General features: G+C 37.0%; 12 protein-coding genes. 7 read left to right on the forward strand and 5 right to left on the reverse strand.

The features are described from left to right. Positions 1 to 18: 18 nt before the first annotated feature. On the reverse strand, positions 19 to 1,167 hold the full coding sequence (locus BG04_RS10650; RefSeq protein WP_034648316.1) for a sensor histidine kinase: 1,149 nt from the start codon (positions 1,165 to 1,167) through the stop codon (positions 19 to 21). Between the two features lie 439 nt (positions 1,168 to 1,606). Here BG04_RS10650 and BG04_RS10655 point away from each other — a divergent pair, with 439 nt between their 5' ends. Together BG04_RS10655 and BG04_RS10660 are read left to right on the forward strand one after the other, a co-directional pair. Further along, positions 1,607 to 2,242: a YigZ family protein gene (locus BG04_RS10655; protein WP_013085443.1), complete on the forward strand. Its 636-nt coding sequence runs from the start codon at positions 1,607 to 1,609 to the stop codon at positions 2,240 to 2,242. Positions 2,243 to 2,437: 195 nt separating this feature from the next. Further along, complete coding sequence (locus BG04_RS10660; protein ID WP_034648314.1) at positions 2,438 to 3,436, forward strand: LCP family protein; 999 nt, start codon at positions 2,438 to 2,440, stop codon at positions 3,434 to 3,436. A 38-nt stretch (positions 3,437 to 3,474) separates the two neighbouring features. On the opposite strand, the gene BG04_RS10665 is transcribed toward BG04_RS10660, so the two are convergent. Further along, positions 3,475 to 4,527 carry a glycosyltransferase family 4 protein gene (locus tag BG04_RS10665; protein WP_013059776.1) on the reverse strand — a complete coding sequence of 351 codons (1,053 nt, stop codon included), beginning with the start codon at positions 4,525 to 4,527 and terminating at the stop codon, positions 3,475 to 3,477. A gap of 628 nt (positions 4,528 to 5,155) precedes the next feature. Between BG04_RS10665 and BG04_RS10670 the strand changes: the two genes are divergently transcribed. Further along, positions 5,156 to 5,689, forward strand: a complete 534-nt coding sequence (locus tag BG04_RS10670; RefSeq protein WP_034648312.1) for an NfeD family membrane protein — start codon at positions 5,156 to 5,158, stop codon at positions 5,687 to 5,689. 20 nt (positions 5,690 to 5,709) lie between these two features. After that, positions 5,710 to 7,239 carry a flotillin lipid rafts scaffold protein FloT gene (locus tag BG04_RS10675; protein WP_013085445.1) on the forward strand — a complete coding sequence of 510 codons (1,530 nt, stop codon included), beginning with the start codon at positions 5,710 to 5,712 and terminating at the stop codon, positions 7,237 to 7,239. 36 nt (positions 7,240 to 7,275) lie between these two features. Here BG04_RS10675 and BG04_RS10680 read toward each other — a convergent pair whose 3' ends face one another. The 3 genes from BG04_RS10680 to galU all read right to left on the reverse strand — a co-directional run bounded on the left by BG04_RS10680 (position 7,276) and on the right by galU (position 10,463). Then, entirely contained in the window at positions 7,276 to 7,983 is a 708-nt protein-coding gene (locus BG04_RS10680) for a WecB/TagA/CpsF family glycosyltransferase (RefSeq protein WP_013059779.1), read from the reverse strand. Positions 7,984 to 8,049: 66 nt separating this feature from the next. Continuing rightward, positions 8,050 to 9,333 carry a nucleotide sugar dehydrogenase gene (locus tag BG04_RS10685; RefSeq protein ID WP_034648306.1) on the reverse strand — a complete coding sequence of 428 codons (1,284 nt, stop codon included), beginning with the start codon at positions 9,331 to 9,333 and terminating at the stop codon, positions 8,050 to 8,052. Between the two features lie 245 nt (positions 9,334 to 9,578). Continuing rightward, positions 9,579 to 10,463, reverse strand: coding sequence for a UTP--glucose-1-phosphate uridylyltransferase GalU (galU, locus tag BG04_RS10690; protein ID WP_034648304.1), 885 nt, complete (start codon positions 10,461 to 10,463; stop codon positions 9,579 to 9,581). Positions 10,464 to 10,704: 241 nt separating this feature from the next. Between galU and BG04_RS10695 the strand changes: the two genes are divergently transcribed. From BG04_RS10695 to BG04_RS10705, 3 genes are all read left to right on the forward strand, one after another. Then, entirely contained in the window at positions 10,705 to 12,267 is a 1,563-nt protein-coding gene (locus BG04_RS10695; protein WP_034648300.1) for a hypothetical protein, read from the forward strand. Then, the gene (locus BG04_RS10700) at positions 12,260 to 14,890 is read left to right on the forward strand and encodes a DEAD/DEAH box helicase (RefSeq protein WP_034648299.1); all 2,631 of its coding nucleotides are present in this window, start codon (positions 12,260 to 12,262) and stop codon (positions 14,888 to 14,890) included. The genes BG04_RS10695 and BG04_RS10700 overlap by 8 nt, the downstream gene beginning before the upstream one ends. Before the next feature lie 297 nt (positions 14,891 to 15,187). After that, complete coding sequence (locus BG04_RS10705) at positions 15,188 to 16,234, forward strand: C40 family peptidase (RefSeq protein WP_034648296.1); 1,047 nt, start codon at positions 15,188 to 15,190, stop codon at positions 16,232 to 16,234. Positions 16,235 to 16,431 lie beyond the last annotated feature (197 nt).

Consider the following 16,431-nt stretch of genomic DNA (forward strand, 5'->3'; position numbering starts at 1 on the left):
ATACATATCTCTGCCTTTTTAAGCGGCTATAATCGGTACTTTAATCATAACAAGCGTGCCTTGGTTAATTTTCGAATGAACAGAAATAGTCCCATCTAACAAATCAACACGCTCTTTCATTCCTATTAAGCCGAACGAATTCTCTTTTTTCTCTTCTTGATTAAAACCGCAGCCGTCATCTTTGACAAGCAAAATAGCGTATTCATTGTTGAACTCTATCTTCACTTGGATTTCCGTCGCGTCTGCATGTTTTAATGCGTTCGTTACAGCTTCTTGCACTAAGCGAAACAGTGCTACTTCTAATTTTGAAGCAGTTCGCTTCTCTTGTCCAATGGAAATAAACGTAATCCGAGGCTTGCCTTCGTTATAATCTTCGATTGTATCAAGATATTTACGCAGCGTCGGAATTAGACCTAAGTCGTCAAGTGCCATCGGTCTTAAATCATATATAATTCGACGCACTTCGTATAGGGCAGAACGAACCATTTTTCGTAAATCCCGAATTTCCTCCATTGCTTCTTTTGCACTACGTTCCCGGTAAATTCGGTCAATTAATTCCGATCTCATCATAACATTTGCAAGCATTTGAGCTGGGCCGTCATGAATCTCTCTTGACAAACGTTTCCGTTCCTCTTCCTGAGCTTCAATAATCCGAAAGCCAAAATACTCTTTTTGAATGGCATCTTCTACTATTTCCCCTACTTGTTTTAAATCACTTGTTAAATAATTTAACACAACGGAAATTTGACCTACTAGGTGATCTGCACGTTTAATCGTTTCTTCTAATGTAAGCAAGCGTCTTTCTAGTTCATCTCGACGATTACGCAGCTGATATTCGCTTTGCTGATTCATCAGCAGCTTGGTTTGTAATTCATGTGCTTTTTCATAAGCGTCTTTTACTTCAGGCTCTGAATAAATTTGAAAATGTCGGCTCACATCAGACAAACGCTTTCGAGCCAACCTTGCCTGGGTTTCCAATTTATCGCCTTGCTCTATCGTCTCAAGAACTTTCCCTTTTAACACTTCTAACTCTTCTTTTATTTGCTGATATTCTTGTCTGGCATCTTCAGAAAGACGATAGACTTCATTTTTACTATCTCCCACTGTGCCAATAATCTTCTCAAAAATTTCATCAAGTGCCTTACTTGTTAATTTATGTTTTGACATTTACTCACCCCAAACTATACTCACATTCGGAGAAATGTCTATACGTTCATGCTATATATAGTATTCGTATGACCTATCTGAATTGTGAGGATAAGATCCATATTTTCTCCCTATCTGACTTTTTATATCCAAAAAGTAACGGTTGTTTTTAGTACCCTCAAACTCGACATCAATCGACGCTTGACTCGCGTTATTTGAATAGATTACCATTTACGCTCACTCTTCAACAGTGACTAACTGCCTGTTTAAACCATTTCATTATTTAGCTATGCAAGCCTGCACACTCTTTTATTATAACGTATATTCTGTATAGCTTGTTCAAGTGAGGTTGAATTTGATTAATTGATGTCTTTTCATAAACATTTTATACTAATAGCAAGTAAACAGTACGTAAATACCCGTTTTTCTTCTATTTATAACGCTAAGGAGGATTTTTTGATTGTTATCACAATATTATACCGTAAAACAAGAAGGTTCACATGAAATCACTATTCAAAAATCTAGATTCATTTGTCATATGAAACGTGTAACAACGGAGGAAGAAGCTCAGCAATTTATTCAAGACATTAAAAAACAGCACTGGAATGCTACTCATAACTGTTCAGCTTACCTAATTGGAGAACGAGATCAATTTCAAAAAGCAAACGATGATGGAGAACCAAGTGGAACAGCAGGCGTACCAATGTTAGAAGTGCTTAAAAAAAGAGGCTTAAAAGATACGGTGGTCGTCGTTACGCGCTATTTCGGAGGCATTAAATTGGGCGCAGGTGGCTTGGTGCGCGCATATGGGAAATCTGTTTCCGAAGCGTTAAATGAACTAGGTACAGTCAAACGAACTCTCATGGCGGTTATGCATACAACCGTCGACTATACATGGCTTGGAAAATTAGAAAATGAACTTCGCAGTTCCGTTTATCTATTAAAAGAAATTCACTACGCAGATATGGTAGAGATTGAAACATTTGTAGAGGAAGCTCAAACAGAAGCATTTACTGAATGGATGACCGAGCTAACAAACGGCCAAGCAGATATTCGAGCAGGTGAGACGACCTATTTAGAAGAAGATGTAGAATGAATTATTTACTCTTATTAAAAAACATTGTACAATTGATAAATAGCGCAACTATTCTGATGGTTGCGCTACTTGTCAATGAGTAAAAACCTCGTACAGATGCATAGCTTTGACGAGTTTGATTCATACATTCCAATTTATAACACATACTAATTGTCACAATAAGTGTTCGAATATACGAATAAAAGGAGAAACCGTATGGCTCAATATAGACGTTTTCAAAAAAGAGTAAACAAACGGAAAAGAAAACGAAGGCTTTTTACATTTTTTCTGTTACCTATCCTTATTTTAGGGCTTTCTGCGACTGCTTATGGCTCTTATTTGTTTGTTAAAGCTAAAACAGTAGCTTCTGATTCTTATGAAGGACTCGGAGATCGCGATAACTCTCCTATGCGTGATCGTAAAATCGATCCCAAAAAAGATGATATATCCATTTTATTTATGGGCGTAGATGATAGTGAAACCAGGAAATTCGGGAAATCAGCCCGTACGGATGCTTTAATTTTGGCGACCTTTAACGAAACCAATAAAACCGTAAAGCTTGTAAGCATACCTCGAGATTCGCGGGTTTATATACCTGAAGTGAACAGAAAAGATAAAATTACTCATGCGCATGCTTACGGAGGTCCAAAAGCAACTGTAGAAACGGTAGAACATCTGTTTAATGTCCCCGTTGATTACTATGTTAAAGTGAATTTTAAAGCTTTCACAGACATTGTAGACTCACTTGGGGGAATCGATTTTGATGTACCTTATGCGATGAGTGAAAAGGACTCAAAAGATCGTCATAATGCTATTGTCTTAAAACCAGGAAATCAACATTTAAATGGCGAAGAAGCGTTAGCTGTTGCTCGAACACGAAAACAAGACAACGATATTGAGCGAGGAAAAAGACAACAGCAGTTGATTGAAGCCATGATTAAAAAAGCTGCTTCCATTGGATCACTAAATAAATATGGAAATCTTATCGAAGCTGTTGGCGATAATATGAAAACGAATTTAATGTTCGGTGAAATGCTTTCGTTTTATGATTATGCTTCGAAAAAAGTAGACATCGAAACCATTAACTTAGACGGCAGCGATGAAAAAATTAACGGCGTGTACTACTTTAAACTAGACAATGATTCAGTAGAAAAAGTAAGTGAAAAGCTCCGCAAGCATTTAGGCATTGAATCAACTTCAGATACAACAGAATAATTAAAAAGACCTCTTGGATATCCAAGAGGTCTTTTTAATTAATTTTTTAAACGAAGTCCACGGACCATGTTGAGAATTGGCCTATATGTCTTATCAACTAGTCCTATCTTTTCAACGATAATTTCAATCGCTACAAGGAGGATAGCTAGTACAAGAAAAGATCCCCACATTGTTTGTACCTTTGAGAAGATAACTGCCGCTAAACCAAATATCGCACTCATTCCATAAATAATTAAAACCGTTTGTCTATGGCTGTACCCTAAGCGCAACAAGCAATGATGCAAATGAGATTTATCAGGAGCCGATAGCGGTTGATTTTTTACGATTCGGCGAATAATAGCAAAGAACGTATCTGAAATTGGTACCCCTAAAATAATAACTGGAACAATGAAGGAAATAACCGCTACATTTTTAAATCCTAACAGAGACAATACAGAAATCATATAGCCTAAAAATAGTGCTCCTGTATCGCCCATAAAAATCTTAGCGGGGTGAAAGTTGTAAAACAAAAATCCGAGCGTACTTCCCAATACGATGAAACCCATGCTTGTCACAAACACATTGCCCATCATAATAGCCATACCCGAGATGGTAATCAATACAATAGAGGAAACGCCGGCAGCTAATCCATCCAATCCATCAATTAAATTAATAGCATTGGTAATTCCTACAATCCATAATACCGTAATTGGAATACTTAACATTCCGAATTCTAATTTTCCGCCAAACGGCAAGTTAATGAAATCAATTTGGACTCCACCGTATACAACAACAATTAATGTCGCTACTAGCTGACCGCCTAATTTGATTTTAGCGGATAGCTCAATCATATCATCTAAGACACCGGTAATGATGATAATGATGCTTCCGATTAAAATCGGCAGCGCATATTTACTGTCAGGCTGTAAAACGAGGTATCCAATAAGAAAACTAAAAAATATCGCCAAACCTCCAAGGCGAGGCATAATTTTTTGATGAACTTTTCGTTGATTTGGTTTATCCGTTGCACCTATTTTAAACGCCAGCTTCTTAACCAGCGGAGTGATCAGAATAGATGTAATAAAACAAATAAACAAGGTCAAATATAGCATGGAGACCCTCCTCAGGTTTATGTTAACCAAAACCATAAAAAATGTATCCAACTTTATATAATTGGATAGTATTTCAAATTGCGTATAACAATAATTACTTACTTATTCCCAAAATGGATTATATCACAATGATTCTACTACTTAAATAGAAATTTATTCTCAAAAATTAGCACATTTACAAACTATCAATAGAAAAGAATTGTATTTTTTTGTGTATAAACAGCTGATTTACTTTATTCTTATGTGGTTATTTTATGTAGAACATTTTCTTTACTATGCTTTATTAAAATATAAGCGAACTCCCCCCTTTTCGTCTAATTTATTCGTCATCTCTAACTCTTTTTCCTTTTTATTAAGCATATTTAAACCTTTATTTTTATTTCATATGACCCACTCATTATATGAACAAACTTTTGACCTATGCATGTCCACTATTTCAAACCACATTCACTGAATCGTTGTCCTTATCTTATATCATTTAAAAGTTAAAATATAGTAAAATGGATAGAGATAAAATTAAACAAAAAAAGGAATTTTATCAAAAAAATGAAACTTTTTTCGATACGGTTCGTAATACATAGTAGGAACAGCATCAATCATCTTACATAAAGGGGGTGTTGAATGAACTATGTTCGGTCTATCTGTTCAAACAGTGTATTTGTATGGATTAATTATCTGCGGAAGTCTCACCTTCTTATACATTTTATTTAGCGATTTGTTAGATGGATTATCTGAAGCGATACCTTTTTTTAACCCCACTCTTTTTTTTTCTTTTTTAACATTCTTTAGTGCCAGTGGATATTTGTTCGCCTATACGTCATTGCAAAATTATTTGATTATTTCGATTTCCGCTCTTATTGCCCTTCTACTCGTTATTTTGCTCAATGTTTTTGTATTGATTCCTTTATCATCGGCTGAAGAGTCCCTTGCTTTTACTGAAGATTCGTTAAAAGGAAGACTTGGTACCATTATTACTTCCGTTCCTGCAGATGGTTATGGAGAAGTATTTATCGAAGGGGTTAGCGGCACTATTTCCAAACCCGCTGCCAGCTTTAAAAACACTGCTATACCTTTAGGCAGCAAAGTGCTTGTTGTAGATATACAAAGGGGCAACGCACTCGTTGTGATTTATGAAGAAGTTATCACCAATCACTCATTATAAATAGTATTAGGGGGAGTTTTATGTTTTCAACACCTATATTAGTTGTCGTTGGAATTGTTGTTTTTTTATTAATTGCGCTGATTGCCGTATTTATTACAAAATACCGTACAGCAGGTCCAGATGAAGCGTTAATTGTAACAGGAAGCTATCTGGGAAATAAAAACGTGCACGTCGATGAATCCGGAAACCGCATTAAAATTGTTCGCGGAGGCGGTACGTTTGTGCTGCCAGTTTTTCAGCAGGCTGAGCCTCTGAGCTTGCTGTCAAGCAAACTTGAAGTATCTACACCTGAAGTATATACAGAACAAGGTGTTCCTGTTATGGCTGATGGGGTATCAATCATCAAAATTGGAGGTTCTATTTCAGAAATTGCAACGGCCGCTGAGCAGTTTTTAGGCAAAGCAAAAGAAGATCGCGAAACCGAAGCTAGAGAAGTCTTAGAAGGTCACCTTCGCTCGATTCTTGGTTCTATGACGGTAGAAGAAATTTATAAAAACCGTGAAAAATTCTCTCAAGAAGTACAGCGCGTAGCTTCACAAGATCTGGCTAAAATGGGCTTAATTATTGTATCGTTTACAATTAAAGACGTTCGGGATAAGAACGGCTATCTAGAATCTCTAGGGAAACCTCGTATTGCTCAAGTTAAGCGAGATGCTGACATTGCAACAGCAGAAGCTGAAAAAGAAACAAGAATCAAGCGTGCTGAGGCTCATAAAGATGCCCAAAAAGCGGAGCTTGAGCGAAATACAGAAATCGCGGAAGCTGAAAAAATGAATCAGTTAAAAACCGCTGAATATCGTCGCGAACAAGATATTGCCAAAGCTCGTGCTGACCAAGCATATGATCTAGAAACAGCTCGCGCGAAACAAGATGTAACAGAACAAGAAATGCAAATCCGCATCATTGAACGTCAGAAACAAATTGAATTAGAAGAAAAAGAAATTCTTCGTCGTGAGCGTCAATACGATTCTGAAGTAAAAAAGAAAGCAGATGCAGATCGTTACTCTGTTGAACAATCCGCAGAAGCTGAAAAAGCAAAACAGCTTGCTGAAGCAGACGCCAACAAATATCGAATTGAAGCAATGGCTAAAGCTGAAGCTGAACGCGTTCGAATTGATGGTTTAGCAAAGGCGGAAGCTCAGCGTGCCCAAGGTGAATCTGAAGCTGAGATTATCCGCTTAAAAGGTTTAGCTGAAGCTGAAGCTAAACAAAAAGTAGCTGAAGCATTCGAGCAGTTCGGTCAAGCGGCTATTTTAGATATGATTATCAAGATGCTTCCTGAATATGCAAAACAAGTTGCAAGTCCTTTAGCAAATATCGACAAAATTACGGTTGTGGATACAGGAAGCAACGGTGAAAACAGCGGAGCTAATAAAGTGACTGGCTATGCAACAAACTTAATGTCTTCTCTTCAAGAATCGCTGAAAGCATCCTCAGGTATAGATGTGAAGGAATTGATTGAAAACTTTTCTGGAAAAGGAAATGTGCGACAAAGCTTGCACGAACTAACGGATGAAATCAAGCAACAAAACAAGAAAGAAGATATCTAAAAATAAAAAGCATGCGGATTATATCCGCATGCTTTTTTAACCTCTTAACACTCGAAGAAGAAACCTAGGTAATTCTAACTGACGCTTCCATCTCCATGGTTCTTTTAACAGTCGATAAAGCCACTCTAAACCAAACTTTTGAAAAACAGCAGGTGCTCGGTTCAATCGTCCTGAAATAACATCGAACGAGCCCCCTACGCCTTGATAAACAGAAGGATTAAGTTTCTCTTTATGAGCAATAATCCAATTTTCTTGGGCTGGACTGCCTAAAGCCACAAAAACAATTTCTGCTCCTGAATCATTAATCGTACGTTCAATGACTTCTTCATTTTTTTCATAGCCATTTAATGTTCCAACAATTAAAATCCCTGGAAACATCTCTTCCAACTTAGCTTTGGCTTCATCTGCAATTCCAGGCTTGGCTCCGTATAAAAAAATCCTTTTACCGTTATTCGTTGCTTCTTTACACAGCTTCAGCATCATATCAATACCCGTTACACGCTCACGAATACGTCCCTTTTTGAGCTTTGAAGCTAAAATCACACCGATTCCATCTGGAATTTGATAAGTCGCTTGATTTAATAGTGACTTTAATTCCCTGTCTTCTTGTGCTTTCATAATTTTTTCAGGGTTGATTGCTACAATAAATGATTTTCGGCCTTTATCTATATCCTGAAGTAACTTTACCGCTAGCTCATCGTACGTGTCGCTACAAACGTCTATTCCTAAGATGTTTTCCTTCATTAAATCACCCGTATGTTGATTTTTTAGTTTTTTACAAACGAAAGACAGGCTGTTCAGCCCGTCTTTTTATAAAGTAGAAACTTTTGAATCACCAAGTAACACTACGTCAAAGCCTGCTCCTTTCCATTGATCACGCTGAATGCAGTTTTTCGTATCAAAAATAACTTTTGTACGCATGTGATTTTCAACAGCTGATGGAAGAAGCTCTTTGAACTCATTATGATCTGTTAAAATAAGAATCACATCCGCATGTGCAACAGCTTCATCCAAACTTTGCGTCTGACGTTCGATTTTATTCTCTTTGATATGAGGATCAAATGCTGTGTAATCAACGCCCAGCTTTTCTAAATGATGAAGTACATCTGTTGATGGACTTTCACGCATATCGTCAATATTTCCTTTAAAAGCTAAACCTAAAACAGCTACACGTCCATGTTGAATGCCCTTTTCATCTAGTAGGCTTTTCGTTTTCAATGCTGTATATTCAGGCATTGAATCATTTGTATGACGAGAAAGAGAAATAATTTTTGCCAGTTCTGGCTGAAGCTCCGTTAAGAACCAAGGGTCAACAGCAATACAGTGGCCGCCTACACCAGGACCTGGTAAATGAATGTTTACACGCGGATGATAGTTCGCTAACTTAATCGCTTCCCACGCGTTTACACCAATTTTTTCACTGATTTTTGCCAGCTCATTTGCAAACGCAATGTTCACATCACGATATGTGTTTTCGATTACTTTCACCATTTCAGCTGTTGTAGCATCCGTTACGTGAATATTTCCTTTTACAAATGTTTTATAAAGCTCAACAGTCAAACGACTAGACTCTTCGTTAATACCACCGACAATCCGGTCATTATTGACTAATTCCTCAAATACTTTTCCTGGAATAACGCGTTCAGGTGAATGAGAAACAAATAACTCACTGCCTAATTCTAAACCAGTTTCTTTTAGCACAGGTAGCATAACGTCTTCTACTGTACGCGGAGGAACTGTGGATTCTAAAATTACTAAATTTCCTTTACGAACGTAAGGAACAATCGATTTTGTCGCTTCTCGAACATAGTTCAAGTTTGCCGTTTTATCTTCATTAATTGGTGATGGTACAGCAATAATAAAAATATCCGCCTCTTCAGCTGTTGTGCCTACCGTGAAGTGTCCGTTGTCAACTGCTGATTCTAAACGTTCTTGTAAGCCGTTTTCTTCTATATGAAGTTGCTTATTTTTAATTAATTCTACTGCTTTTTGATTTACGTCGACACCATGTACATATAAGCCGTGATTGGCAAACATAACAGCTGTCGGTAAACCTATATATCCTAAACCAACTACACACAATTTCTTTGTCATTGCAGAAAATCTCCTTTATATGACATGCTTAATAAATAAAACCTATCTGATATTATATCGAAAAATGTCATTTCATGATAGCATTTATATAAAAACATGAAATAATTTCTTGTACTTATTATTATGTAACATTTTATGAGAATTCATCAATAAACGATATAACCATCTTTTGTACAACGAGCTCTAACCCAAAAGAACTATTGAAAATCTCCTTGATTCCCAATAGTTCCCCTAGTAAATATATTTTACATATGCCCTTCTTTTTCGACAATTTCTCTAAAATAGCTCACTAACTCTTCTCGCAGCGGTTCTCTTTGCAGAGCTAAATCAATTGTTGCTTTAATGAATCCAAATTTATCTCCAACATCATAACGTTTTCCTTCGAAATAATAAGCAAGAACACGTTGAAATTCATTCAGGCGTAAAATAGCATCTGTTAATTGAATTTCTCCTCCTGCGCCAATCTCTTCTCTGCTTAAGATATCAAAAATTTCCGGTGTTAAAATATAGCGCCCCATAATTGCATAGCCAGAAGGGGCCTCTTCTGGATTCGGTTTTTCAACGAGCGTTTCTACGTCTAATAATCCTTTTTCAAGAGGCTCTCCTTTAGGACCTACAATTCCGTACTTTGAAGTTTCTTTCCTAGGCACCTCCTGTACACCAACTACAGCGCATTCATATTTTTCGTATACGTTCATTAACTGTTTCAAACAAGGTGTTTCTGATTGAACTACATCATCGCCTAGCATAACAGCAAAAGGTTCATCTCCGATAAAACTTCTTGCACAGTGAATGGCATGACCTAACCCTTTAGGTTCCTTTTGACGAATGTAGTGAACATTAGCCAAATTCGAAATCCCCTGCACTTCTTCGAGCATGTCCCACTTTTCCTTTGCGGCTAATGTTTCTTCTAACTCATATGATTTATCAAAATGGTCTTCGATTGCTCGTTTTCCGCGACCGCTTACAATTAAAATATCTTCAATACCTGATGCTACTGCTTCTTCCACAATGTATTGAATCGTTGGTTTATCTACAATTGGCAACATTTCTTTAGGCTGTGCTTTTGTAGCCGGCAAAAAGCGTGTCCCTAATCCAGCTGCTGGAATAATAGCTTTACGAATTTCCACTTACTTTTCCTCCTGTCAATGTCAATCGTGCTTATTGGTTATAGTATAGTAAGTCTGCGATTGAGTATGTACACAAAGTCATGTTGAATCCATTTCTTTTTATAAAGAGTCATGTTGGATTCTGCTTTATCATAACAAAAGATTTTGTATAATTCTATTTTTATCATTTATAATGAAAAGAAAATTAATCAATTATAAATATAATTTTATGCTCCACTTATGTATAGAAAGGAATGGGATTATGAGTTCGTTTTCAGATCACTTACAGCACCAATTTATACATCATTTCCCGTACAGTGATGTACGCTATCGCATGAATGCCCAAGCAGGGCTAGACCTTTACCGTACCCATTCATTCTTCATTTTGCACAATGATGAACAGATATTAAATGTTAAAATCGATTCGTTTTATGTGGAACTAAACAAGCAGCTGCTCCCTGAAAGTACCTGTTCTTGTCAGCATAACGGATTTTGTGAACACTGCTTTGCAGCGTTTTTTTATATGTACTCATTAATAGAACCGCTTGCGCCCCTATTCAAAGAATGGCGAAACCATGAAAAAGCAGCTTTGACTATGCTATCTGCCAAACAAGTGTTAAAAAAGCCGAAGGCAACTTTTCAAGAGTGGAGACAAACTTTTGAGGAGCAGTATACGCTTTTTATGCAGGGGCGGAACGAAAATGACCGTTCCATTTATCATGAATATTATCAGTACTATTACCGTGCTTTAGTGAAAAAGGCTCCTGAGCACCCATTGCTTTATGCTTTATTTTGTATGTATGGAGGGGTTCATACATTCTATAAACTATCAGCTCAATTACAGGCACATCAGCTTTCTACTAACATCGAGGAATCATTCGTATATAGTCACGTCTACAAAATAACAAATGAAATTTATGCTACCGCTGATTCATTAAAGCAAATGAAATACGATGGAGATGCATTATCTATTATAGAGGATAGCATTCCATACATCCGAGAATTATTGCATAAAGATATGCCTTTACAATATGAACGTATTGAGATTTATCGCGTTATTTGGCAAAAAATCTTCACGTTAGAAAAGTGGCGAAAAACTGAGGAAAGCAAATTAAAAGCTAAGTACGGTTCTTTTATAAACAATACAGCTCTTTCCTATCTTTTATTCCTTCAAGAAAAAGATGGGGAAGCAAAAGAACGTTTGAGCGATGAAACACTACAAACAATTCCCTATCTTATTCCTTGGTTAAATGATTTATTGCATGAAAAAGAAACTGACCGCTTTGCTCAGTGGGGCTCTTATATAATGACCTATATAGGAGATTACGTACGCACCGTTCCGGCTACTTATCAAGGAAGCCGAAACATGGTCTCCATGATTGTAAATTTATTTCAGCACTATAAAGACTTAACGAACGAGCAAACTTTGTATATTGAAGCATTGCAAACATTACTTCCCTATAGTTTTATTGAATACAGTGATTTTCTATATGCTTCTGACCAATTGAAAAAGTGGGTTGAATTACAGGTGCTTCTTCAATATGACAGCATCAAATATGACGAGCAAACGATAGAAGCCTTAAAACAAAAAGATGAAAAGCTGGTTATTCCTCTTTATCATCAAATGATCTCAAAGCTGATTTATGAAAAAAAGAAAAGCAGTTACCAAGAAGCCTATATCTACTTACAAGAATTAAAGAGACTTTATCTACAAATGAATCGCTCTCTACTATGGGAACATTATATGAAAGAATTAGCGATAAAAACAAAGAAACAGCGCTCGTTTCAACAACTATTAGAAAAAGGAGATTTACTGAATGTTTGATTTGTTCCATTTAACACTTGAAGTCGAACCTGTACACGGTGACTTTTTTCTCTACTGTGTATCACCTAGCGGCCAAATTTTGCTCCCTGATACATGGAAAGATGCGCTGTTTCTATGGCATGAACAGACCTATTACGGAAGCGAAGCCACACAGGTTGAGATTAATGGAAAAAAAGGAATTCTTCTTTCTGCATGGCAAATGTTCACTTTCATACAATTACCTATTCAACAGCATGTGTTGAAACCGGCTTTGTCCGCTTCAGCGGAAGCTTATCAGCAAATTGCAATCGATATGACAAAGAGGATTATCCAAGGGAAATTTCATTCTCTTCCTTTAAAAAAACAAATGACTGGATCGCTTTCACAAGCTGATGAGCAAGAGTGGCGAGCACAAATTAAAGAGAGCCTATTAAAAAAGGAAGGAAAGGACTTTTTAATAAGCATAGAAGGCGAGAGCTATAATCCTCCCTTTGACCTTTCATTGCGTATTGTAGAGCCAACGACCGATGGAGATGTATGGACGGCTGAAACATTCGTGATTCCCCACGATGAAGCCAAAGAACCTTTTATACTGGGAAGAATGCTTCCTAAAGAGTGGAATCACTACGAATCATATATCGCTTATGAACACGAGCGATGGAAAGCATTGGCTCCTACTTTATACCAAAAAGGAGCGTTTATTCAGTCTGTCCTAACAGATGAGGAAGTATGGGAATTTCTAACTCAAGATAGTGCAGCATTGATTAAACAAGGTGTCTCTATCCATTTGCCAAGTTGGTGGGAATCATTAAAAAAAGCCACCATAAAAGTATCTGGTACTATAGAAAATACTTCATCTGCATTGTTTGGTAAACAAGCTATCAGCAGCTTCCGCTGGTCATTTTCTATTGGCGATCAAACTTTCTCAGAAGAAGAGTTTCGGAAATTAGTCGAACAAAAACGCCGATTATTATCTATTAGCGGACAGTGGATTCAACTGGATTCTAGATTAATTAAACAAGCGCAGAAAATTGTTAAAGAAGCTAGTAAAAAAGGCGTCTCAATTCATGAAATTTTAAAAACAAAGCTAACCTACATGGCAGACAGTAAAACCGATGAAGAAGAGGTAAAAGTTGAGTTCCAACTCCCCGCTTCCTTTCAATCATTTATTACATCCTTAACGGATTTAGAACGGCTGCCGGAAGTGCTGCCTCCCTCTGAATTTAAAGGTGCATTAAGACCTTATCAGCAGCAAGGTTTGAATTGGCTCATGTTTTTGAGAAAGTTTAACTTAGGAGGATGTCTAGCAGATGACATGGGGCTAGGTAAAACCATTCAATTAATTAGTTATTTAACAAATATTCATCCGTTACATAGCTCTCCTTCTCTTATCGTTTGCCCAACTTCTTTAATTGGAAACTGGGAAAAAGAATTACAGAAATTTGCCCCTTCTCTTCGTGTTCATGTTCATTACGGGCCGAAAAGAACCAACGGATACGCATTTGAGAAGATATGTGAAAGTACTGACGTTGTGATCACGACTTATCAAGTTGCTCTTTTGGATGTCGAATTGTTGAAAGGGTTTATGTGGAACAGCATTTCCTTAGACGAAGCACAACATGTTAAAAACCCGCAGACTAAACAGGCGAGAGCCATCCGTCAGCTGCAAGGAAGACACAAAATTGCGCTTACTGGAACTCCAATTGAAAACCGTCTGCTGGAACTATGGTCATTATTTGAATTCATCAATCCTGGTTATTTAGGAACAATTAATTCATTTAAAAACCGATTTGTAGCAGGTATTGAAAAAGGCGAGAAACCTGAACGAACTGTTGAGCTTAAAGCACTCATTCAGCCTTTTTTATTGAGAAGAACGAAACAAGATAAAAACATCGCCCGCTCACTGCCTGATAAACAAGAACAAAAAGAATATATCCCGCTGACAGCGGAACAAGCTTCACTTTACCAGGAGCTAGTTCAAGGAATGTTTCAAGAAACAGAGGAAAAAACAGGATTTGAACGAAAAGGCATAATTTTGCAAACACTAAATAAGCTAAAATTATTATGCAACCATCCAGCTTTGTACTTAAAGGAAAGTGCAGCTAAACAAACGGTACGGCGATCTCATAAAAGTGAAAAAATTATTGAACTCGTAGAGAGCATTCGCACACAGCAAGAAAGCTGTTTAATCTTTACTCAGTATATTGAAACAGGACTCATGCTGCAAAGAACCTTAGAAAAAGAAATCAACGAGCCGGTTTTATTCCTCCACGGAAGTTTGTCAAAAGAACAACGAGATGAAATGGTTGCTCAATTTCAAGCAAGGAACAAAGCCATCTTTATCCTTTCTCTTCGCGCAGGTGGAACTGGATTGAATTTAACAGCTGCAAATCACGTTATTCATTTTGACCGATGGTGGAACCCAGCTGTTGAAAACCAAGCAACCGATCGCGCCCATCGAATTGGGCAGAATAAATTTGTTCATGTTCATAAGTTTATTACAAGAGGAACGATTGAAGAAAAAATTGATGAAGTGATCAATCAAAAACAACATCTAAACAATGAACTCATACAAGGAGATCAATGGGTAACAGAACTTTCTAATAAAGAACTACAAGAGCTTCTTGCATACAGAAATGAATAAGAAAAATTATAAAATGTGTTACAACTTTACTGAAAAGAGGACTTTTTTACTTGTCCTCTTTTTTTATTAGATCATTCGACACAAAAAAATAAGTGTAAATCATTATCCAGCTACTTATAAAGATACAAAAAACGCAATAAATAGCGTTTTTTGTATAAAAAGGTATTTTTATAGAGAAAAAGACCCTTTACTTTCTCTTTAAATTCCAGCATATTTATACATATAATATTTTTGTAATTTAATAGACATATTGGAAAAATAAATATGAAACATTTACATAATTAGGGGGATTTATTAATGAAAAAAAGGCAGCTCGCTTTATCTCTAGGCGCCATTGTTGGCGGGACATTCTTATATCACGCTTCAGCTGAAGCATCTGCTTCAACTGTTCAAGTGAAAGCTGGAGATACACTTTGGTCATTATCTACCAAATACCATACAACGGTAGAAGCTTTAAAAAGCGTAAATAAGTTATCTTCAAATACAATTCACATAGGACAAACGTTATCGATTCCTTCTGCTTCAACCTCTCAACCATCTAATAAGGAAGAACAGCCTTCAGCTCCTTCTACTGGTTCGACATATAAAGTTCAAAGCGGCGATACCCTTTGGAAAGTTGCTACTCGTTTTAATATGAGCGTAGAAGAATTAAAACGTTTGAACGCTCTTTCTTCTAACATTATCTATATTAACCAAACGTTAAAAGTAAATGGAAGCAATAGCGCATCGACTCCAACTACGAGTAAACCAGCAGAAACTCCTTCTAAGGATGCAAATGGAACTTACAAAGTTCAGCGTGGAGATAGCCTATCTAAAATAGCTTCGACATTTCACATGAGCGTGAGTGAGCTAAAACAAATAAACGGATTAACGTCTAATACGATTTATGTAAATCAACAATTAAAGGTATCAAAAAGCAGCGAAACAACTACGCCAACAACAAAACCAAGTACATCCACACCTTCAACTTCTAACGGAACATTAAATGTATCGCAAATGATTTCAGAGGCAAAACGTTATATAGGTGTTCCTTACAAATGGGGTGGCACAACTCCTTCTGGTTTTGACTGCAGCGGATTCATTTATTACGTAACGAAACAACAAATTTCTACAACGCGCTATACGACGGCTGGTTATTGGAGGGTATCAACACCCGTCAGTAATCCACAGCCTGGAGACTTAGTGTTTTTTAATACATATTCTAGCGGTCCTACACATATGGGCATTTACCTTGGTAATCGTCAATTTATTCATGCTGGATCTTCTACGGGTGTAACCATTGCAAGCTTAGATAACAGCTACTGGAGCAAGCGCTACTTAGGTGCAAAAAGATTTTCTAAATAATTGATAGAAGCTGAAACAAAAGTATTTTAGTTGAAGGAAGACCCGAACGAGTTTGATTCTTGATGAAGAATCAAACTCGTTCGGGTTTTTTCATTGGTAGGGTGGAAGTAGTTTTCATATATGTAGGGAGGGCAAAGCGAAGACTCCTGCGAGAAAAGCAGAATAGATGATCCCGCGCGCAAGTGACGAGGAGGCTC

The organism is Priestia megaterium NBRC 15308 = ATCC 14581 (assembly GCF_000832985.1).
GTDB classification, from domain to species: domain Bacteria; phylum Bacillota; class Bacilli; order Bacillales; family Bacillaceae_H; genus Priestia; species Priestia megaterium.